The sequence below is a fragment of the Marivita geojedonensis genome (assembly GCF_002115805.1).
GTDB lineage: Bacteria > Pseudomonadota > Alphaproteobacteria > Rhodobacterales > Rhodobacteraceae > Marivita > Marivita geojedonensis.
In genome coordinates, this window is record NZ_JFKC01000024.1 from 1 (window position 1) to 21,292 (window position 21,292).

The window sequence follows — 21,292 nt, forward strand, 5'->3', positions numbered from 1 at the left end:
CCCTAGAAGACGCGGCGGTTCCCCAATTTGGTGACAGCGCAAGATGTGCGTCTTGTGTCGGAAGCATTGTCGCCAATTCGGCAACGTGTGACCTCAAAGACCGAAACTTCGATTTGTAACGCTCCGCATATTCGGGAGTGCGGCTGTGATATGCGCCTGCTGCCTCGGTCCAACTGCCGAATTCCCGGTGAAGTTCAGACAAGAATTCCGCAGCGTAGAGCGCGTTGAGGTCAGGGTTGAACATGTCGTCGAGGGAACTGAACCCTTGGCCATGCCAGCGATAATTGATCTGAAAACACCCGATGTCGATGTTGGACGCGCCTTGCTTGACCTTCGAAAAAACAAAGGCCCGCGCCTCATCCTCTGACTGAAACCATGATCCGGCCCCGGCGTGATTCACTGTCCAGGGCCAAGGCTCTGCCGCTGCGCCGCGCCCGGTTTCCAACCGGGTAATCGTGAGCATGACATCAATCGGAACACCCGTTCGAGTGGCCGCTTTTTGCGCTGATGCATCACAAATTCCGGCACCAAGCGTTGTTGCGCAAGCGCAGGTGGCAAATGCGGCCAAAGCACGGAGTTTCACCCAAGTCCTGATCACCTGACACCCTTCGCATTCTCCGGTCCGGGCGACCTTAGCGGTCAGAGAGTTAGGATTTGGTTACGATCAGAAAAACGCCTCGATCACTGCTACAAGTCCGCCACCGATCAGGGCGCCCAATAGGGCCGAAACAACCGCTGTCTTGACCGAGCTGTTTTGCGGTTCGGCTTTACCTTGCGCTTGGGCGATCAGGGCTTGCTCCATCAGACCGGGAAGCCGCGGTCCAAACCGCGCAAGAACAAGCGCGGTTTTTCCGAGATCACGTGCAAAAGCTCGCGGACCTATACTCGTCTTGATGTAATCCTCGACGATCGGTTTCGCGACATTCCAGATGTTCATCTTCGGATCAAGCGAGCGCGCCACGCCTTCCACCACAACCATTGTGCGCTGGAGAAGGATCAGTTCAGTGCGTGTCTGCATTCCGAAACGTTCAGTCACTTCGAACAGGTAGCTGAGCAGACGGCCCATTGAGATGCGGGTGGCGTCCATCCCGAAGATAGGTTCTCCAACCGCGCGCAAGGCACGGGCGAACTCATCGACATCCTGATCGCTTGGAACGTAACCGGCTTCGAAGTGCACTTCTGCCACGCGTTTGTAGTCACGACGGATAAAGCCGTAGAGGATCTCCGCGTAGACACGGCGGGTGTATTCGTCGATGTGACCCATGATCCCGAAATCAAGAGCGATGATGTCTCCATTCGGCGCGACCTTGAGATTCCCCTGATGCATGTCCGCGTGGAAATATCCATCCCGCAATGCGTGCTGCAGAAACAGCTGCAGAACACGCTCGCTCAGGGCAACTCGATCATGACCGGCAGCATCCAACGCTGCGTTGTCGCCAAGCGGGATTCCATCCGCCCAACCCAGGGTCATGACCCGGCGACCCGAAAGCTCCCACTTTACCTCTGGAAGCTGGAAACCCGGATCATCCGTTGTGTTTGCAGCGAACTCGGATGCCGCCGCTGACTCCAGCCGCAGATCCAGTTCGCCCATGACCACGCCTTCGAAATGCGCAATCACATCCATTGGGCGCAAACGGCGCGATGAGGGGGCAAGCGCCTCGATCATACCGGCAGCGAAATAGAAGGCGTCGATGTCCTTTCGGAAGTCTTTTTCGATGTGCGGGCGCAACACCTTGACCGCCACGGTTTCTCCGGTTTGAACCAACGTCGCCTTGTGGACCTGAGCGATAGAAGCTGCGGCAACTGGCTCACTGAACTCGGAAAACACGCTGTCTACCGATACTCCAAGTTCATACTCGACCATTTTCTTGGCTTCACCGACCGAGAAAGGCGGCAGTTTATCTTGCAGGATCCGCAGTTGCGTCGCCATCGTGTCGCCAACCACATCCGGCCGTGTGCTGAGGACCTGACCGAACTTGATATACGCAGGGCCAAGAGCCGTCAGCGCACGAGGCGCCGGAGGCATGGTCGGGTCGCCCTTGTAACCCAGCCACTTGAACGGCCAGCCGAGCAGACGCGCAGCCATGCGAAGCGGTTTGGGCGCATCGAAGGCGTCGAGAACCACGCCCATCGCGCCCGTGCGCTCCAGCGTAGCGCCCGTACGGATCAGACGAAGGATGTTGTGCGGGCCCTTCACGTCAGATTTTCCAGCCCGAATGCAGACAGGCGATTCCCATGCTCAGATTTCGGTACTTGGCATTCTCGAATCCGGCCTGTCGAACCATGCTCAGAAACGTTTCCTGATCAGGAAACTTCCGTATGGATTCAACGAGGTACTGATAACTGTCTCTGTCGTTTGCAATGACCTGCCCCATGCGCGGGATGATGTTGAAGGAGTAAAGATCATAGACCTTCTGCATCAGGTCATTCGGAATCTGGCTGAACTCCAGCACCATCAAACGGCCACCGGGGCGCAAGACACGAAACGCTTCATTCAGCGCCTCCTGCGGTCGGGTCACGTTACGGATACCAAACGATATGGTGTAGACGTCGAACGTATTGTCCTCGAAGGGCAGGTGCATCGCATCGCCAACAACCCAGTCCAGGCTATCGCCCATGGCAGACGCCTCGGCACGTTTGCGACCTTCGACAAGCATGGGTTCGGTGAGGTCGAGAACGGTTGCGTGGCCATGCCCTGCCCGTTTCAGGAACCTGAATGAAATGTCCCCTGTACCGCCGGCGACATCGAGGAGTTTCTGGCCGGGACGCGGCGCGAGCCAATCCATCATCGCATCTTTCCAGATCCGGTGAATCCCGAAGGACATGGCGTCATTCATGACATCGTATTTTGACGCGACAGAACTGAACACGCCCTGAACGCGACCCGCCTTTTCATTTTCAGGAACATCCTGAAACCCGAAATGCGTGGTGGATTGTTTTTCGTCCGTCATAAGCCTTGTCGTTTCCCGTGACAGGCTTTCTTATAGAGCGCCCACACGGCGATACAATGCGGCGACACGAGACAGGACACGCGGAATGCCTGAATTACCAGAGGTTGAGACGGTAAGACGCGGGCTTATCCCGGCGATGGAAGGTCAAATCATCGCCAAGGCAACAGTGAACAGACCCGATCTGCGGTGGCCTTTTCCGTCGAACATGGCCGAACGCCTGACGGGTAAGCGTGTTCTGCGTCTGCGTCGGCGGTCCAAATACATCCTCGTTGACCTTGATAGTGATGAGACAGCGCTAATCCATCTGGGGATGTCCGGGCGGATGCTTGTCTCGGGCGACCCGCTTGGCCAGTTCGTCCACGATCATCCAGCCCCCGAGAAACACGATCATGTCGTGCTCGACATGGCAAACGGTGCCCGGATCACATTCAATGATCCGCGCCGCTTTGGTGCGATGGATTTATTTGAAACGGGCAGTGGCGACGCGCACCCACTGTTGGCGCCCCTGGGGCCGGAACCCTTGGGAAATACCTTCGATGAAAATTACCTGATCGCAGCGCTTGCAGACCGTAATACACCGATGAAATCGGCACTCCTTGACCAGAAAACGATCGCAGGACTGGGCAACATCTATGTCTGTGAGGCGCTGTTTCGATCAAAAATTCATCCCACTCGCCCTGCGCGCAGGGTCTCGAAAGAACGCATTTCGCGACTTGTTCCCATCATCCGGGACGTACTGACAGACGCAATTGAGGCGGGCGGCTCGTCCCTGCGTGATTTCCGGCAAACTGATGGAGAACTTGGATATTTTCAGCACAGCTTCGATGTTTATGGACGGGAAGGAGAGCCATGCCGCTCCTCTGGTTGCGCGTCGATGATCCGGCGAATTGTGCAATCGGGCCGCTCGACCTTCTATTGTCCGACCTGTCAAAGATAGCTTGAACGGTGACGATCACATGCGTAAGGCTGCACGCCTGAGATCACCGAACGGAGCCCTCACTCATGGCTTATGAGACGATCATCGTCGAAATCGAAGATCACGTTGCCACGATCAAACTGAACCGACCGGACGCCCTGAACGCGTTGAACAGTCAGCTTCTGTCTGAATTGGCGACCGCACTTGCGGATGCGGACGCGAATGAGAAAGTGCGATGCATCATCCTCACCGGATCGGCCAAGGCCTTTGCTGCTGGCGCAGACATCAAGGAGATGTCTGAGAAGTCATTTGTCGAGATGTACATGTCCGATTTCTTTGGATCGGAATCGCAAGCGATTTGTTCAGTCCGCAAACCGATCATCGCCGCCGTTTCCGGCTACGCGCTGGGCGGAGGTTGCGAGCTGGCCATGATGTGTGACTTTATCATTGCATCCGACACGGCCAAGTTTGGACAACCCGAAATCAATCTTGGCGTTGTTGCGGGGATCGGCGGGACACAACGGCTTACGCGTTTTGTCGGAAAGTCGAAATCCATGGACATGCATCTGACCGGACGCTTCATGGACGCGGAAGAAGCAGAACGTGCCGGGCTTGTCAGCCGTGTCGTGCCCGCGAAATCGCTCATGGAAGAAGCGCAGTCCGCTGCAGCAAAAATTGCCGAGAAATCCATGCTGGCAACCTATGCTGTAAAGGAAGCGGTGAACCGCGCCTATGAGACGACGCTTGCGGAAGGCCTGTTGGTCGAACGGCGGCTCTTCCATTCGCTTTTTGCGACAGAAGACCAAAAAGAAGGGATGGCGGCGTTCCTTGAGAAGAGAACCCCGCAGTTCCGCGACAGATAGGCCGAACAAAGGGCCTTTTCATCTAGGGAATCTGGGGCTATACGGCCCCGATACATGCGCGTGCTGCCCGCTTGGCAAGAATCGTTCCGGTTGAGGTTCCGGGCTTGCGGCTGTCGTGCAACTGAATTTGGAACCGAAGAACCAGGATAGATCGCATGGCAAATACGCCCCAGTCCAAAAAGCGCGCTCGTCAGAACGAGAAGCGTTTCGCAGTCAACAAAGCGCGCCGTTCGCGCATTCGCACATTCCTCCGTAAAGTCGAAGAAGCCATCGCTTCGGGTGACAAGGATGCCGCAACCGCAGCTCTGCGCGCAGCACAACCTGAGCTGATGCGCGGCGTGACCAAAGGTGTGTTTCACAAGAACACTGCCTCGCGCAAAGTGTCCCGCTTGGCAGCCCGTGTGAAGGCCCTGGGCTGAGAATCAGCGGGTTACTAATCCGGCTCAAAAAATCAAGACGCCGCCCTACTTGAGGCGGCGTTTTTTGTTGGCTCTTGCGCAGCGATGCACCGGTCAGAGATTCTTTTTCGGCTTTGCCTGAGTCAATAACGAAGTTCAGTTGAAGCACTCCCCGCCGCGTTGATAAATCAATCCTGCGAGTCACGTCGCGTTGGGGGGACAGGCTCCGCCAGCTCAGAATCGACATAACAATCTGCTTCGATTTTGGTCTGGTGGCACAAATTGATTATAGGTCAAACGCCTCGTCCAAATTGATGTCAGGGTCGTCTCGATCTCTCTTTGCCAAGAGGTCTGATGGCCAAAAACAAGGTCGCTCATTTGCCTGAGTCGACCAACAGATGTCTTTTTTCCCAGATGTGCCGCAAGAGTGACATACGAATGTCACTCCGACAGGGGAACCAGCATGTTGAATGACATGCCGAGCGTGGAACAGGGACAGATGACGCAGGATCAGTGGGGCACAATTCGGGAAGAGCTAAATCAAACGATGGGAGCGAACAGCTTCCAAAGCTGGATTGAACCACTGACCTACTTGGGATCGGAAAACGGAATCGCCCGCTTTCAGGTTCCGACCAACTTCATGGGCAACTACGTGTCGCAGAATTATGGCGACATGCTTCTGTCGAAGATCACACGCCTGAACCCGTCTATCAGACGGATCGTGTTCGATGCGGCCACGTCAAGCGCGTCGAATGAAAACCGCGCCTCTGCCAATACCAAAACCGAAGCAGAGTCTCTTTCCGCTCCCGCAGTACAAACAAAGGCGGCTCCTCAATCCGACAGTCTTTCCGGCTCCCCGCTGGACAAGCGGTTCACTTTTGACACTTTCGTGGTTGGTAAGCCGAACGAACTGGCCCACGCGGCCGCAAGACGCGTCGCCGAGGGCGGGCCTGTCACGTTCAATCCGCTGTTCCTTTATGGCGGCGTCGGCCTTGGTAAAACGCACCTCATGCATGCCATCGCATGGGAGCTGCGCAACAACCACCCTCATCTCAACGTCCTGAATCTCTCGGCTGAGCAGTTCATGTATCGCTTCGTCCAGGCTCTGCGGGATCGCAAGATGATGGACTTCAAAGAGCTGTTCCGGTCGGTTGACGTACTCATGGTTGACGATGTGCAGTTCATTGCTGGCAAGGACAGCACCCAGGAAGAGTTCTTCCATACGTTCAACGCACTCGTAGATCAGCACAAGCAAATCATCATCTCTGCTGATCGCGCGCCGGAGGAAATCAAGGATATGGAAAACCGGATCAGGTCGCGCCTGCAGAGCGGCTTGGTGGTTGACCTGCACCCCACGGACTACGAGCTTCGCTTGGGCATTCTTCAATCAAAGTCCGAGATGTATGCGCGCATGTATCCCGGTCTCGAGGTCGAGCATGGAATTCTCGAATTCCTTGCGGCGCGGATTGTCAGCAATGTGCGCATTCTCGAAGGGGCGTTGACCCGACTCTTCGCTTTTGCATCGCTCGTGGGAAAACCGATCTCGATGGACCTCACGCAAGAATGCCTGACAGACATTCTTCGCGTCTCCGAGCGCAAAGTCTCGATTGAGGAAATCCAGCGCAAGGTCGCCGACCATTACCTCATCCGCCATTCTGACTTGGTCGGCCCGAAACGGGTCCGCACGTTTGCCCGTCCGCGCCAAATTGCGATGTATCTGTGCAAACAGTTGACCACACGCTCGCTCCCCGAGATTGGCCGGCATTTTGGGGGGCGTGATCACACCACAGTCATGCATGGTGTCCGCCGGATCGAAGAGCTCAAGAAACAGGACGCTCAGATTGCGGAAGACGTGGAACTGCTCCGCCGTTCGCTCGAAGCCTGAGTCCCAGACACAACAAACCCGGCTATGGCGTGCTTTACTGCACGCCCGCCCTTGACCCTGCGCGCAATCCGGCCAAGAAATTGCAAAACAAGGGCTTGGAGAGCAACCCTAATGGGGGTTACTGTCGGCGTCCGGCCAGTCGGGGGATGAACGCATGAAATTCAGCATGGAACGCGGAACGCTGCTCAAGGCCGTGTCGCAGGCGCAGTCCGTTGTCGAACGGCGCAATACCATTCCCATCCTGGCAAACGTTCTGATCGAGGCTGAGGGCGAGACCGTTCAGTTTCGCGCGACGGATCTCGACATCGAGGTTGTAGATCGCGCTGTTGCTCAGGTGGAGCGCGCCGGAGCAACGACCGTTTCCGCTGTGACGCTTCACGAAATCGTTCGCAAACTGCCGGACGGTGCTTTGGTATCTGTTTCCGAAGACAGTGCGTCTGGCCGTCTTACTGTCGAAGCGGGCCGCTCGAACTTCTCTCTTGCGACTCTGCCGAAAGAAGACTTCCCGGTCATGGCGTCATCCGAATACAGCGCGAATTTCTCGGCCCCTGCGCCAGTTCTGCGTCGGCTATTCGACAAGTCCAAATTTGCGATCTCGACGGAAGAAACACGCTACTATCTCAATGGCGTCTACATGCATGTTGCTGACAGCGAGGATGGCAAGGCCCTGCGCTGCGTCGCCACGGACGGGCATCGCCTCGCCCGGATCGATGCGCCATTGCCGGACGGCGCGTCTGACATGCCTGGCGTGATCGTACCGAGAAAGACTGTAGGCGAACTTCGCAAGCTGTTGGACGATGACGACATGCAAATCGCGGTTTCTGTCTCGGAAACCAAAGTCCGGTTCGCAACGCCGGACATCACGCTGACGTCCAAAGTGATCGACGGCACCTTCCCCGATTACACACGGGTGATCCCGCAGGGCAATACTCGCCGCCTCGAGGTTGACGCCGCAGAGTTTGCAAAAGCTGTCGATCGTGTAGCAACCGTGTCATCAGAGCGGTCCCGTGCTGTAAAGATGCAGTTGGACGAAGATCGCCTGGTCCTGTCTGTCAATGCTCCAGACAGCGGTGCGGCCGAAGAAGAATTGGCTGTTGCGTACGCCGATGACCGGCTCGAAATCGGATTCAATGCAAAGTACCTGCTCGAAATCGCGAGTCAGGTAGACCGCGAGAACGCCGTTTTCATGTTCAATTCAGCGGGCGATCCGACACTGATGCGCGAAGGCAATGACACCAGCGCGGTGTATGTCGTGATGCCGATGCGGGTGTAAGCCTGCCGCGCCTTTGAACGGGGGCGCTGTTGCCGCTTCACCTGAACCGCCTTGAATTATCGCATTTCCGGTCGCATCTGCATGTGTCGATTGAACCCGATGCACGACCGGTCGTTCTTTTCGGCCCGAACGGTGCAGGCAAAACCAATCTAATTGAAGCCGTATCGCTGTTCTCACCCGGTCGTGGGATGCGCCGGGCCTCTGCACAGGACATGACCCGCCGCCCTGAAAGCCTTGGATGGAAGGTGACAGGGCTCGTGCAAACACCAGAAGGTCTTCAGGACATCGCGTTTCAATCGGAACAGGGGTCCCCAAGGCAAGTCCGGATTAACGACAAACCCGCACCTCAAACGAGGCTCGGTGAACTGGTGCGATTGCTTTGGTTGCTCCCTTCGATGGACCGGCTCTGGATCGAAGGGGCGGAGGGTCGCAGACGATTTCTCGACCGCATGACGCTCAGCTTCTTTCCACAACACGGCGAAACCTCGCTACTATATGAAAAGGCCATGAGAGAGCGAAATCGGCTGCTGAAGGATCAGGTGCGCGACCCAATGTGGTACAAAGCTCTTGAGTTGCAGATGGCGCAGTCCGGAGCTCAAATTCATCAGAACAGACAAAGGGCATTGGAGCGCATTCTGTTGGCGCAGGATCAGGCAAGTACTGAGTTTCCAACAGCTGAGCTCGAACTTGTCCAAACAGAAGGCGAAATGCCCGATTCCGCCGAAGATCTCCGCAGCGCATTTGAAGAAAGTCGCTTTCGAGACCTTGCCGCTGGTCGAACTCTGGTCGGTCCGCATCGCGCCGACCTGTATGGCGTTTTTGCAACCAAAGGCGTTCCCGCAGCCGACAGCTCAACTGGTGAGCAGAAAGCGTTGTTGATTTCACTCGTTTTGTCGAACGCACGTGCTCTGGTCGAAGATTTCGGGGCCGCTCCCATCGTTCTTCTGGACGAGGTTGCAGCACATCTCGATGCCAACCGCCGAGCCGCGCTTTATGATGAGATTTGCGCTTTGGGATCTCAAGCCTGGATGACGGGAACCGGTGCCGAACTCTTCACCGAACTTGGGCCACGTGCGCAGTATTTCGAGGTAAGCGAAAAAGAAGGGCGCACAGTCGTAACACCATTCGAGACTGCGTAACGACCTGTCCGCCGGGTAAATCACTCGACCGCTAAATCTTGTGTCAGTTGCGTGACAACCCTTTGGCTTTAGCGTATAAAATCAGCAGAAAAACAAAGGGCACGTACATGGCAGACCCCGCACAGGCACCGGAAGAATACGGCGCGGATTCCATCAAGGTTCTCAAAGGCTTGGAGGCCGTTCGCAAGCGTCCTGGCATGTATATCGGTGACACTGACGACGGCTCGGGTCTGCACCACATGGTGTACGAGGTGGTCGATAACGGAATTGACGAAGCACTGGCTGGCCATGCGGATTTTGTTCATGTCAAAATCCACGCCGACAACAGCGTTTCAGTGCGCGATAATGGTCGCGGGATTCCAGTCGATCTGCATGAGGAAGAAGGCGTTTCGGCTGCCGAAGTCATCATGACTCAACTGCACGCAGGCGGAAAATTCGACCAGAACTCCTATAAGGTTTCAGGTGGCTTACACGGCGTCGGCGTGTCGGTTGTGAACGCGCTGTCGGATTGGTTGGAGTTGCGAGTCTGGCGCAACGGGAAAGAGCACATAGCGCGCTTCGAACGCGGCGACACCGTCAAGCATCTGGAGGTTGTCGGCAATGCCGAGGGCGAGAAGGGAACCGAAGTCAGGTTCCTGGCCTCCACCGACACTTTCTCGAACCTCGACTATGATTTTCACACTTTGGAAAAGCGGCTGCGCGAACTTGCATTCCTGAACTCTGGCGTGCGCATCATCCTCGAGGATGAACGCCCGGCGGAACCTCTCAAGTCCGAGTTGTTTTACGAAGGTGGCGTTCGCGAATTCGTCAAATACCTTGACCGATCAAAGTCTCCGGTCATGCCTGAGCCCGTGTTCATGACCGGTGAAAAAGATGGCATTGGCGTCGAAGTGGCCATGTGGTGGAACGACAGCTACCACGAAACCGTCTTGCCCTTTACCAACAACATCCCGCAGCGCGACGGCGGCACCCACCTTGCAGGTTTTCGAGGTGCGCTGACGCGCACGATCAACAATTACGCGCAGTCTTCGGGCATCGCGAAAAAGGAAAAGGTCAACTTCACCGGCGACGACGCCCGCGAAGGCCTGACCTGCGTGCTGTCAGTCAAGGTGCCGGATCCGAAGTTCTCAAGCCAGACGAAGGACAAACTTGTTTCGTCCGAAGTACGCCCGGCAGTTGAAGGTTTGGTCAACGAAAAACTGGCCGAATGGTTCGAAGAGAACCCGAACGAGGCCAAGATCATCGTCGGAAAGATCATTGAAGCCGCGCTGGCACGGGAAGCCGCCCGCAAGGCCCGTGAACTGACGCGCCGCAAGACGGCGATGGATGTGAACTTCCTTGCCGGTAAGCTCAAAGACTGCTCGGAAAAAGACCCGTCCCAGACGGAACTGTTCCTGGTCGAGGGTGACAGCGCCGGCGGTTCTGCCCAGACAGGGCGTGATCGTCGCACGCAGGCTGTCCTGCCTTTGCGCGGCAAGATCCTCAATGTCGAACGCGCTCGCTTTGACCGGATGCTCGGCAGTCAGGAAATCGGCAATCTGGTGATGGCGCTCGGAACAGGTATCGGCCGCGATGAATTCAACATCGCGAAGCTTCGGTATCATAAGATCATCATCATGACGGACGCCGATGTTGACGGCGCGCATATCCGCACGCTGTTGCTGACCTTCTTCTATCGTCAGATGCCCGAATTGATTGAAGGCGGTTATCTCTATATTGCACAGCCGCCGCTCTACAAAGTGGCCCGTGGCAAGTCGGAAGTTTATCTCAAGGATCAGGCTGCGCTGGACGACTATCTGATCCAAATGGGTGTCGAAGGTGCACAGCTGGTGCAAGGGAACGGCGAAACCATTTCGGGTCAGGATCTCGCTCGGGTGGTTGAGGAAGCACGACAACTCAAACGCGTTCTTGATGCTTTCCCTACGCATTATCCACGCCACATCCTTGAGCAAGCCGCCATTGCCGGCGCTTTCGTTCAGGGCGCCGTAGATGCGGACCTTCAGGGCGTCGCGGACAAGGTTGCACAGCGCCTTGACCTCATTGCATTGGAATATGAGCGCGGGTGGCAAGGACGGATCACACAGGATCGCGGTGTTCGTCTGGCCCGCATTCTGCGCGGCGTCGAGGAAGTCAGGACGCTGGACGGCCCGATGCTGCGGTCCGGTGAGGCGCGGAAAACGGGAAGTTTCACGCAAAGTCTCCAGGCTGTCTACAATCAGCCGGCAACGCTTGTTCGAAAGGATCGCCGTCAGGTGATCCACGGTCCCTTGGACCTTCTCAACGCCATCCTTGATGAGGGCGAGAAGGGTCTCACCCTGCAGCGATACAAAGGTCTGGGTGAAATGAATCCTGATCAGCTATGGGAAACCACGCTGGATCCGGACGCGCGCACTCTGCTGCAGGTCAAGGTTGATGACATGACGGAAGCGGACGATCTGTTCACCAAACTGATGGGTGATGTCGTGGAACCGCGCCGAGAATTCATTCAGCAAAATGCGCTCAGTGTTGAGAACCTCGATTTCTGATTTGGCTTTGCACATTCGGAAATCGCAAGGCGCACTGCGCGGAACATGAGTAACGATTGGTTCGTGGCGCGTCGGCTCTGGTCGTCCGACGCAAGTGCTTCTACTGTTCGCTAGATTGTCACGTAGGGGAGAGCGGGACGCATGGACCTTGGAATGTCGGAACGCGTGCGCGCACTGGTGGAACAGGTGCGGGCGATGGTGGAAAACGAGATCGCGCCGCTGGATGGAGAATACCACGCAGAGGTCGGCAAGCATCCCTCCGGGGATCGGTTCCAGCATACCGCGAGGCAGTTGGAGATACTCAACGGGCTGAAAGCCAAGGCCAAGGAGCGTGGGCTGTGGAATTTTTGGCTGACAGACAGTGACAAGGGTCACGGCCTGACTACCGTAGAATACGCTTATCTCGCAGAAGAGATGGGCAAGGTGCATCTTGCCGCCGAGGTGTTCAACTGCTCTGCCCCCGATACCGGAAACATGGAAGTGCTGGAACGCTACGGCGCGCAGTGGATGAAAGACCGCTGGCTCACACGCCTTCTCGATGGCGATATCCGTTCGGCCTATGTGATGACGGAACCCGGCGTGGCGTCGTCGGATGCGGCTCAGCTTGCCTTCGAGGCCCGGAAAGACGGCGATGACTGGGTGCTCAACGGCGAGAAGTACTGGATTTCCGGCGCCGGGGATCCGCGGTGCGCTGTCTACATTCTGATGGCCTGTACAGCCCCTGAGGCAGCCAAGCACAGCCGCCACACGATGTTCGTCATGGATGCTGACACGCCGGGCATAGAGGTGCTGCGCCCGATGCATGTCTTCGGCCAGGATGATGCCCCACACGGGCACATGCACCTGAAGTTCACGGATGTCCGTGTACCTGCCCGGAACATCGTTCTGGGTGAGGGGCGCGGGTTTGAAGTGGCCCAGGGGCGGCTTGGGCCGGGACGCATTCACCATTGCATGCGTTCTATCGGGCTGGCGGAAAAGGCGCTTGAACTCATGTGTCTGCGCGGGCTTCACCGCGAAGCCTTTGGGAAGCGGATCATCGATCTGGGCGCGAATTACGACATCATCGCCAATGCGCGGATGGAGATCGAACAGGCCCGCCTGCTCTGTCTGAAAGCGGCGTGGATGATGGACACGCAAGGGACACGCGCTGCGCAGCCCTGGATCAGCCAGATCAAGGTGGTCGCGCCGCTCATGTCGCTCAAGGTCGTGGACGAGGCAATGCAACTCTATGGCGGCACCGGGATCAGCCAGGACACACCGCTCTGGCGGATGTGGACGCATCTTCGCACCCTGCGCTTTGCCGACGGCCCGGATGCAGTGCACCGCCGCCAGGTCGCGCGGGCCGAACTGCGCAAATACACCAACGGATGAGCGCGACTTTCGATCCGGCGGCTGTCGAGACATGGATGACAGCGCATGTGCCAGGTTTTCGGGGGCAGATTTCGGTTGAGAAGTTTGCCACTGGACAGTCAAACCCGACCTTCAAGCTGACCGCCGAGTCAGGCGTCTATGTTCTGCGGCGCAAGCCCCCTGGTCAGCTCTTGAAGTCAGCCCACGCGGTCGATCGCGAGTTTCGCGTTCAGAAGGCGCTTGCCGGGACGGATGTGCCTGTTTCCCGCATGCACGCGCTCTGCGAGGACGACAGTGTTATTGGCTCGATGTTCTACGTAATGGATTTCGTCGAGGGCCGAACATTTGTCGATCCCCGTCTTCCCGGTCTCGACAAACAGGAACGCGCCGCGATTTTCGACGACATGAACCGCGTACTGGCCGCGATCCACTCCGTCGATCTAAATGCGACCGGCCTTTCGGATTACGGGCCGCAAGGCAACTACTATCAGCGCCAGATTGACCGTTGGACCAAGCAGTACCGCGCCAGCGAAACCGAAAGCATTCCCGACATGGACGCGCTGATCGACTGGTTACGGGTTAATCTTCCCGAAGATGACGGGCGGGTCACGCTGGTCCACGGGGACTATCGCATCGACAATTTGCTTTTTGCTCCGGGCCATCCAGCCTGTGTTGCTGTGCTGGACTGGGAATTGTCGACGCTCGGCCATCCATTTGCGGATCTTGCGGCGGTTATCATGCAATGGGGCCTGCCTCCGGGCGACACCGGGCGTGGACTGGCTGGAGTGGATCGAAAGTCACTGGGTATCCCGGAGGATCAGGCTTTTATCGAGTCCTATTGCCACCGTCTCGACTTGCCCGGCATTGATCGGTTCGGCTTTTACCTCGCCTTCTGCTATTTCCGCATGGCTTCGATCCTGCAGGGCGTGAAACGCCGAGCACTTGATGGAAATGCTTCAAACCCGGAGAAAGCGCTCGAACTCGGAGCCTTCGTCCCGGTCTTCGCCGAAGGCGGCCTTCGCGCAGCAGGCACGGTCTAACCGTTATTGTATTCACTCTGTCTGGAAATTGGTCGGGCTGAGAGGATTCGAACCTCCGACCCCCTGCTCCCGAAGCAGGTGCGCTACCAGGCTGCGCTACAGCCCGACCGTGCAGCGGGAACTACTGCCCACGTACGGATTTGACAAGAGTTGATTTAAAGGAAGTGACAGCGTTTTTTGAGCATTGCACCCGATATGCACGCTATGCTTCGTCCTGTGCCGTCTTGATCCGGTCCCGGAACCGACCGGATGTCATCAATCCACTCAACCGCAAGGTTGACGGTGTGCCGATGCGGCTTCTGGTCCGCAACACAGGCATATTCTTGGAAGCTCCGGAACGGCTTTCTCGGAAAACAATGAACAATCCCGATGCAATGATGATCGTAGCGCCCAGCGCCGTATACAGATCCGTGGTCTCGCCAAAGAAAAGAAGCCCATATGCCGTCGCCCAGAGAATCTGGGAATACTGCATTGGGGCTACAATCGCGGCCTCTCCGGTCTGGTATGCCGTGATGATGATGCGCCCGGCGATCCACGCCATCAGCGAAATGATTGCAAGCAATCCGAGATGCTCGATCGGCATCGGCTTGTAAACGAACGCCAAAGCCGCCCCCATGACCACGAAATTGGCCACCATAGGGTAAAGAAGCATGACAACCGGGCGTTCTTCAGCTCCAATTTTTCGGACCACGATGGATGCAAACGCACCACCAAAAGCCGCGAGAATAGCTGCAGCATGACCAAGAGTCAGGTCCGTGGACCCCGGGCGCAGAACGACCATGACACCGATCAGACCGACGATCACGGCCATCCAGCGCTGCAACCGGACGGTTTCCCCAAGAATGGGAATCGAAAGAACGGTGATCAGAAGCGGGGTCGCAAAGAGGATCGCGTATGTCTGGGTCAGAGGCAACGCCGAGAACGCATAAAACGCAGATACACCCGTGACCACGGCGCCCATTGTCCGGACGGCCATCCACCAAGGGTGAACCGGAACAAGCGTTCCCGGCTTTGCGTCCCGCATCAGCATGATCGTCGCCAGGGGAAAGCTCAACAATACGCTGAAGAAAACGATCTGAACTGGTGAGTACGTCGCCCCAAGCGTCTTGATGAACACGTCATGGGTCGAGAAAAGACCGAAAGCGATCAGGGCCAGCACTGCGCCTTTTACATTCGAAGACACGGCTGGCCCCATTTTCAGTTACAGACTGGCGTCGAGCGCAGCGACGATGGCATCACCCATTTCGGAGGTGGACATAGGTGTGCCGCCTTCCGGACCCATCAGATCAGCCGTGCGCGCACCATCGGCGAGAACTTTCTCGATGGCGTTTTCCAGACGTGCCGCTTCATCACCCTGATCGAAGCTGTAGCGCAGCGCCATTGCGAAGCTGAGGATACATGCAATCGGGTTCGCCTTACCTTGCCCCGCAATGTCAGGTGCGGAACCGTGCACGGGCTCATACAGCGCTTTGGGCCGACCGTTCGCCATCGGAGCACCTAGCGACGCCGATGGAAGCATGCCGAGGCTGCCTGTGAGCATTGCGGCAGCATCCGAAAGAAGGTCACCGAACAGGTTGTCCGTCACGATTACATCAAACTGTTTGGGCCAGCGGCAGAGCTGCATCGCACCTGCGTCTGCATACATGTGCGACAGCTCGACATCGGGATAGTCCTCGTCGTGCACTTTCTGCACGACTTCCCGCCACAGGATACCCGATTCCATCACATTGGCCTTTTCCATCGAGCAGACTTTGTTGCTGCGACGCCGCGCCAGTTCGAAAGCCGAGCGCGCTACCCGGTCAATTTCGGATTCGGTGTAACGCTGCGTGTTGATGCCAACACGTTCGTTGCCTTCCTCGAAGATGCCGCGGGGTTCACCGAAATAGATGCCGGATGTCAGTTCGCGCACGATCATGATGTCCAGACCCGCAACCACGTCTTTCTTGAGCGACGAGAAGTCGGCGAGCGCGTCAAAACACTGCGCAGGACGAAGGTTCGCGAAGAGATCCATTTCTTTGCGCAAACGCAGAAGGCCACGTTCCGGTTTCACACTGAAATCAAGATTGTCGTATTTGGGTCCACCAACAGCACCCAAGAGGACGGCATCGACTTCCTGTGCCTTCGCCATCGTGTCGTCATGGAGAGGCGTGCCGTGCTTGTCATAAGCCGCGCCGCCAACAAGGTCTTCGCTCACGTCGAATGTCAGGTCGCGTTTTGCGCCGAACCAATCAATGATCTTGCGCACCTCGGCCATGACCTCGGGGCCGATGCCATCACCGGGCAGAATCAGAAGCGAAGCGTTGCTCATCATGGAGTTCCTTTGATCAACAGGGTTGCGCCTCGCCTAGACCCGCTAGCACCTAGGGTCAAGGCAGAGCCAAGTCCGGAAGAGCAATGTCGACGGTGATCAGGCTGTGCCACTGGCCGGGAAGAGCAGGCCAGACCTGCGCATCACCTGTCAGAAGTTCGGCGGACGGAAGCAGATAGGAGACCCGCATTGGCCCGGGATCATCCCAATGCGCACTCACCTGCCCGGCAAGCGGGTCGCTCAACAAAGGGGCTGAAAGAAATTCGGCCATCGCCCTGCGATACCCTTCTCCCCTCTCAGGATCGAGGTTGGTGTTGGCCATGAAGACCCACGGTCGCCCCAACCCTGTGCCAAGGCGTCCATCGAGGATCATCGTCCACAGTCTCAATTCGTCAAGGTTCCGCCGACCGTTCCGATCCTCCGGTCCATCAAAAACAGGCGCTCCGGCGTGTCCGATCAACAGGTTCAGCGTTCTGTCACTGCTCTCTCCATCAATCAGAATCGGCACGATCCAATGCCCTCCCGCTGACAGCCGTTGAATATCTGCCGCTGCATCGGTGTCTGTCAGATTGGTTCCCGGGATGTCTCTCCACAAAAGATCGTTGAAGTTCTCTACCCGTTCGACGTCTATCGGAAACCGCGACAGGATCCCCGACGCCTTCTGTCCTGGAAAGAGCCCGTAAGCATGAGAGTCCTCAGGTTCCCCGAGCCTTCCATCGCCGTCGATATCATGTCCGGTTGGCCGACCCGCGTTCGAGGCGAGCGGCAGAACATATCGGTGCCCATCAGAAACAAGGTCCGATAACGCGGCTAGGCTGGTGCCCAGCGCATCGAAATCAATCTGGGTCAGAACGAGAACATCAACGTCAGCACGACGTATGGCCTCAGCAACCTGCAATAGGTCTTGGTCCGGGACATGCAGATCACGCAGCAGAAGGCCAGGACCATCGCGCGACAAAGCAACATGCCATAGAGCCAGGCGCAGATCGTCAGCATGGGCATGTTGGGTCGCCAGAACAAAGGCCAAAGCAATGGCTCTCAGGCGATTTGCAATTCGTCTTCCTGAGCGTAGGCGCGACGACGCTTTTCCTCGATCAGAACAGCGACCCGAAAGAGCGCGATGCCACGCATCATCAGTGTCAGCGGCAAGAAAGCCCATGCGCATAGCACCCAGATCAAGACTTCGGGCAGCATCAGCAAACTCGGGTCGAACGCGCCGATCCAGAGACGCAGCATTGCCGGGATCAGAAATGGCAAAAGAAATCCTAACGCGAGGTTAAAATGCGCATCTCTTTTCAGGCGGAACAGCACATCACGCCCTGACGTCGGATCGAAGAGCGGCAGATTTATCCAGAAATTGAAGGCTTTCTTTCGGATCGGCCAGAAAATGAACCGCGCATGCAGCCAAAACAACAGCAGGACCATCATGGTTACGGTCAGCAACAAGCCGGACACGTTCAGTGCCGTTTCATGATCAAACCCCGCAGGCAGATCATTCAGCGCAATCGACATAAGCCGGACCGGGGAAAACGGAAAATCGAGCAAACGGGTTGCCCAGAGCGCAAGGGACTCAAGCAAAGTCGTCGTATTGCGCGCACCGGCTTCGGCTGTTGCCATGAGTATCGACGCAAACAGAACACAGAAAAACAGGGCGAGGAAGCGCAGCCTGTTGAATGGCGGTGCATTCCTGAATTCGAGGAAAGTCGGATATTCGCTGTTGTATTCGGTAAAGGTTACGACCGCCGCGACCAAAGCTATCAATGCCGCCATCTGGGCTGAATCGCTGGACGTTCCGGGAAGAACGAGCGACGGAATCGCCACAAGCAACGCCATCAAAAGCGCACGCACAGCTGATCCGATGATCCGCTTGACCACTCTGGTTTCCCTTCAACCTGGACGATCGCGATACGATGCCGCGACCTTATTCCAAATTTGTGCCGCCGGGATGGCGGACTGCCTCATTATTGCCCCATTTGTGCCCAAGTTCGCCGCGGCGCTCAACTCCGCTGCCATGAGAAGTCGCCGAAATCATTGAAGTTACACGAAAACTGGTGCGCGTTTACATCAAACCGTGCCTTGAAATATGGCAAACCCACAGAAACACACAACATATTGTAGAAACACGGACGCGATCAACAAACAAAAAAGCCGCCCTGCAAGGCGGCTTTTCCGATCTCGTTTGTGGTGATTACACCCATGGACGGGCCTGTGAAGCCTGGGCCTCAAAGCTGTCAATGGCCGCCGCCTTTTCCATCGTCAGGCCAATGTCGTCGAGACCATTCAACAGGCAGTGCTTCTTGAAGCTATCAACCTCGAACGAGAAGGTTTCTCCGTCAGAGCTGGTCACGACCTGGTTTTCCAGATCAATCGTCATGCGCGCATTGGAGCCTTTTTCGGCATCCTTCATGAGCACATCCACAGCCTCCTGCGGCAGAACAATCGGCAGAATGCCGTTCTTGAAGCAGTTGTTGTAGAAGATGTCCGCAAACGATGTCGAGACAATCGCCCGAATCCCGAAATCCTTAAGCGCCCAGGGGGCGTGTTCGCGCGAAGACCCGCAGCCGAAGTTGTCTCCTGCAACGAGGATCTCTGCCTCACGATACTGCGGCATGTTCAGCACGAAATCGGGAATTTCATCACCGTTGTCGTCATAACGCATCTCGTCGAAAAGGTTCACGCCCAGACCCGAGCGCTTGATCGTCTTGAGGAACTGCTTGGGGATGATCATATCGGTGTCGATATTCACCAGCGGCATGGGTGCCGCAATCCCGGTGAGTTTTTCGAATTTTTCCATTACATCATCTCCCGCACATCGGTGAGTTTTCCGGTGATTGCCGCAGCTGCCGCCATAGCGGGCGACATCAGATGGGTTCGACCACCACGGCCCTGACGGCCTTCGAAGTTGCGGTTGGACGTAGCCGCGCAGCGTTCACCCGGAGCCAACTGGTCAGGGTTCATCGCAAGACACATGGAGCATCCAGCAAGACGCCACTCGAAACCGGCCTCTTTGAAGATGTCTGCAAGACCTTCCTCTTCGGCCTGAGCGCGCACAAGGCCAGAGCCCGGCACGACCATCGCCCGTTTGACTGCGATCTTCTTGCCTTTGAGGATTTCGGCTGCAGCGCGAAGGTCCTCGATCCGGCCATTGGTGCAGGACCCGATAAAGACCGTGTCGATCTCGATGTCCGAAAGCTTCTGACCCGGTGTCAGGCCCATATACTCGATCGAGCGCTTCGCAGCACCAACTTTGCCGCCTTCAAAGCTTTCAGGCGCGGGGACTTCTGCAGTGATCGGCAACACGTCTTCAGGCGAGGTTCCCCATGTCACGACCGGTGCGATGTCTTCACCCTTGATGGTGATCACCTTGTCCCAATGTGCGTCCTCGTCAGAGAAGAGGGTTTTCCACCAGTTAAGTGCTGCTTCCCACTGCGCACCCTTCGGCGCGTGCGGGCGGCCCTTGACGTATTCAAACGTCTTTTCATCCGGTGCGATCAGACCCGCGCGTGCGCCGCCTTCGATCGCCATGTTGCAGACGGTCATACGCCCTTCCATCGACAGATCGCGGATCGCCTCACCGCAATACTCGATGACATAGCCAGTGCCGCCGGCGGTGCCAGTCTTGCCGATCACCGACAGGGTGATGTCCTTGGCGGTCACACCGGGGCGCAGCTTGCCGGTGATTTCGACCTTCATGTTTTTGGACTTCTTCTGAATCAGCGTCTGGGTTGCCAGAACATGCTCGACCTCGGACGTACCAATGCCGTGCGCAAGAGCGCCGAAAGCACCATGCGTCGCGGTGTGCGAGTCGCCACAGACCACGGTCATGCCCGGCAGGGTCCAGCCCTGTTCGGGCCCGACGATGTGCACGATGCCCTGACGGACATCCGACACCGGATAGTAATGAATGCCAAAGTCCTTTGCGTTCTTGTCGAGTGCGGCGACCTGGATCGCGCTGTCCTCGGTCATGTTCTTCGGATCTTCACGGCCCGGAGTGGTAGGAACGTTGTGATCCGGAACCGCAATGGTCTTGTCCGGCGCACGCACCGACCGACCTGCCATCCGCAGACCTTCAAAGGCCTGGGGGCTGGTCACTTCGTGAACGAGGTGACGGTCGATGTAGAGAAGGCAGGTGCCATCGTCGGCTTCATGCGCGACATGGGCATCCCAGATTTTGTCATAGAGCGTTTTGGGGGACATCGGTCCTCTCCCTTGAACTTGTCAGAATTGGTGGTGTGGTCGGGGTAGCTCAGGCGCAGCAGTCTAGCCGCGCGAGCACGGTATGCGTCGCACCGAAAAACCGTTCCCGCAAACGCGCCCGGTCGTCCAGATCGAAAACCATTTCCATGCCTGCTGCTTTACATCATCGCCCTGCCTCGCCGCAAGGGCGGCGCTACACGCGCGCCCGTATGGAAAAAGATGATCCAGTAACCCGTTTACCGCGTACCAGACACTAGCGAGGGACAAATGCTGACGAAACTCAACATCATCAATCTGACGCTGATCGCGATTCTTGCGGCCGGTCTTGTCGTGCACACGGCAGGCGCGGACACGGATCTCGAACCGATCGCAGTCGTGTTTCCATTCACCGACTCTTAACCAGTTGCGCTGATCACTCAGCGATGCAACGCTGGTGTCAGGCAGTCA

The 21,292-nt window shown here is 57.0% G+C and carries 19 protein-coding genes and 1 tRNA gene; 10 read left to right on the forward strand and 10 right to left on the reverse strand.

Features of this window, described 5'->3' with window-relative positions; translation table 11 throughout:
- From MGEO_RS17460 to ubiE, 3 genes are all read right to left on the reverse strand, one after another.
- Positions 1 to 463 (reverse strand): transglycosylase SLT domain-containing protein (locus MGEO_RS17460; protein ID WP_143746289.1); only part of this gene is annotated, 463 nt, incomplete at its 3' end.
- 201 nt (positions 464 to 664) lie between these two features.
- Positions 665 to 2,197, reverse strand: a complete 1,533-nt coding sequence (ubiB, locus tag MGEO_RS17465) for a 2-polyprenylphenol 6-hydroxylase (RefSeq protein ID WP_085640762.1) — start codon at positions 2,195 to 2,197, stop codon at positions 665 to 667.
- Between the two features lies 1 nt (position 2,198).
- A complete protein-coding gene (gene ubiE, locus MGEO_RS17470) occupies positions 2,199 to 2,951 on the reverse strand; it encodes a bifunctional demethylmenaquinone methyltransferase/2-methoxy-6-polyprenyl-1,4-benzoquinol methylase UbiE (RefSeq protein ID WP_085640764.1) in 753 nt (250 codons plus the stop codon).
- Positions 2,952 to 3,036: 85 nt separating this feature from the next.
- Between ubiE and mutM the strand changes: the two genes are divergently transcribed.
- The 9 genes from mutM (at position 3,037) to MGEO_RS17515 (ending at position 14,340) form a co-directional block, all read left to right on the forward strand.
- Complete coding sequence (gene mutM / locus MGEO_RS17475; RefSeq protein WP_085640766.1) at positions 3,037 to 3,888, forward strand: bifunctional DNA-formamidopyrimidine glycosylase/DNA-(apurinic or apyrimidinic site) lyase; 852 nt, start codon at positions 3,037 to 3,039, stop codon at positions 3,886 to 3,888.
- 65 nt (positions 3,889 to 3,953) lie between these two features.
- A complete protein-coding gene (locus MGEO_RS17480; protein WP_085640768.1) occupies positions 3,954 to 4,730 on the forward strand; it encodes an enoyl-CoA hydratase in 777 nt (258 codons plus the stop codon).
- A gap of 155 nt (positions 4,731 to 4,885) precedes the next feature.
- Positions 4,886 to 5,149 (forward strand): 30S ribosomal protein S20, encoded by a 264-nt coding sequence (rpsT, locus tag MGEO_RS17485; RefSeq protein WP_085640770.1) that lies wholly within the window; start codon positions 4,886 to 4,888, stop codon positions 5,147 to 5,149.
- 478 nt (positions 5,150 to 5,627) lie between these two features.
- Positions 5,628 to 7,013: a chromosomal replication initiator protein DnaA gene (dnaA, locus tag MGEO_RS17490; RefSeq protein ID WP_233139983.1), complete on the forward strand. Its 1,386-nt coding sequence runs from the start codon at positions 5,628 to 5,630 to the stop codon at positions 7,011 to 7,013.
- Between the two features lie 154 nt (positions 7,014 to 7,167).
- A complete protein-coding gene (dnaN, locus tag MGEO_RS17495; RefSeq protein WP_085640772.1) occupies positions 7,168 to 8,286 on the forward strand; it encodes a DNA polymerase III subunit beta in 1,119 nt (372 codons plus the stop codon).
- 29 nt (positions 8,287 to 8,315) lie between these two features.
- Positions 8,316 to 9,425, forward strand: coding sequence for a DNA replication/repair protein RecF (recF, locus tag MGEO_RS17500; protein ID WP_085640774.1), 1,110 nt, complete (start codon positions 8,316 to 8,318; stop codon positions 9,423 to 9,425).
- 107 nt (positions 9,426 to 9,532) lie between these two features.
- A complete protein-coding gene (gyrB, locus tag MGEO_RS17505; protein ID WP_085640776.1) occupies positions 9,533 to 11,950 on the forward strand; it encodes a DNA topoisomerase (ATP-hydrolyzing) subunit B in 2,418 nt (805 codons plus the stop codon).
- 141 nt (positions 11,951 to 12,091) lie between these two features.
- Positions 12,092 to 13,321, forward strand: coding sequence for an acyl-CoA dehydrogenase family protein (locus MGEO_RS17510; RefSeq protein WP_085640778.1), 1,230 nt, complete (start codon positions 12,092 to 12,094; stop codon positions 13,319 to 13,321).
- A complete protein-coding gene (locus MGEO_RS17515) occupies positions 13,318 to 14,340 on the forward strand; it encodes a phosphotransferase (protein ID WP_085640780.1) in 1,023 nt (340 codons plus the stop codon). The genes MGEO_RS17510 and MGEO_RS17515 overlap by 4 nt, the downstream gene beginning before the upstream one ends.
- Positions 14,341 to 14,369: 29 nt before the next feature.
- On the opposite strand, the gene MGEO_RS17520 is transcribed toward MGEO_RS17515, so the two are convergent.
- The 7 genes from MGEO_RS17520 to leuC form a co-directional block, all read right to left on the reverse strand.
- Positions 14,370 to 14,446 (reverse strand) — tRNA-Pro (locus MGEO_RS17520).
- Positions 14,447 to 14,542: 96 nt separating this feature from the next.
- Positions 14,543 to 15,523: a DMT family transporter gene (locus tag MGEO_RS17525; protein ID WP_085640857.1), complete on the reverse strand. Its 981-nt coding sequence runs from the start codon at positions 15,521 to 15,523 to the stop codon at positions 14,543 to 14,545.
- Positions 15,524 to 15,541: 18 nt separating this feature from the next.
- Positions 15,542 to 16,648: a 3-isopropylmalate dehydrogenase gene (gene leuB / locus MGEO_RS17530; RefSeq protein WP_085640782.1), complete on the reverse strand. Its 1,107-nt coding sequence runs from the start codon at positions 16,646 to 16,648 to the stop codon at positions 15,542 to 15,544.
- Positions 16,649 to 16,706: 58 nt separating this feature from the next.
- A complete protein-coding gene (locus tag MGEO_RS17535; protein ID WP_233139980.1) occupies positions 16,707 to 17,675 on the reverse strand; it encodes an endonuclease/exonuclease/phosphatase family protein in 969 nt (322 codons plus the stop codon).
- A gap of 11 nt (positions 17,676 to 17,686) precedes the next feature.
- Positions 17,687 to 18,523 carry a hypothetical protein gene (locus MGEO_RS17540; protein WP_233139981.1) on the reverse strand — a complete coding sequence of 279 codons (837 nt, stop codon included), beginning with the start codon at positions 18,521 to 18,523 and terminating at the stop codon, positions 17,687 to 17,689.
- A gap of 313 nt (positions 18,524 to 18,836) precedes the next feature.
- On the reverse strand, positions 18,837 to 19,442 hold the full coding sequence (leuD, locus tag MGEO_RS17545; RefSeq protein WP_085640784.1) for a 3-isopropylmalate dehydratase small subunit: 606 nt from the start codon (positions 19,440 to 19,442) through the stop codon (positions 18,837 to 18,839).
- A complete protein-coding gene (leuC, locus tag MGEO_RS17550) occupies positions 19,442 to 20,845 on the reverse strand; it encodes a 3-isopropylmalate dehydratase large subunit (RefSeq protein ID WP_085640786.1) in 1,404 nt (467 codons plus the stop codon). The genes leuD and leuC overlap by 1 nt, the downstream gene beginning before the upstream one ends.
- Positions 20,846 to 21,112: 267 nt before the next feature.
- Between leuC and MGEO_RS21870 the strand changes: the two genes are divergently transcribed.
- Positions 21,113 to 21,244, forward strand: a complete 132-nt coding sequence (locus tag MGEO_RS21870; protein WP_269845903.1) for a hypothetical protein — start codon at positions 21,113 to 21,115, stop codon at positions 21,242 to 21,244.
- The last annotated feature ends 48 nt before the right edge of the window (positions 21,245 to 21,292 follow it).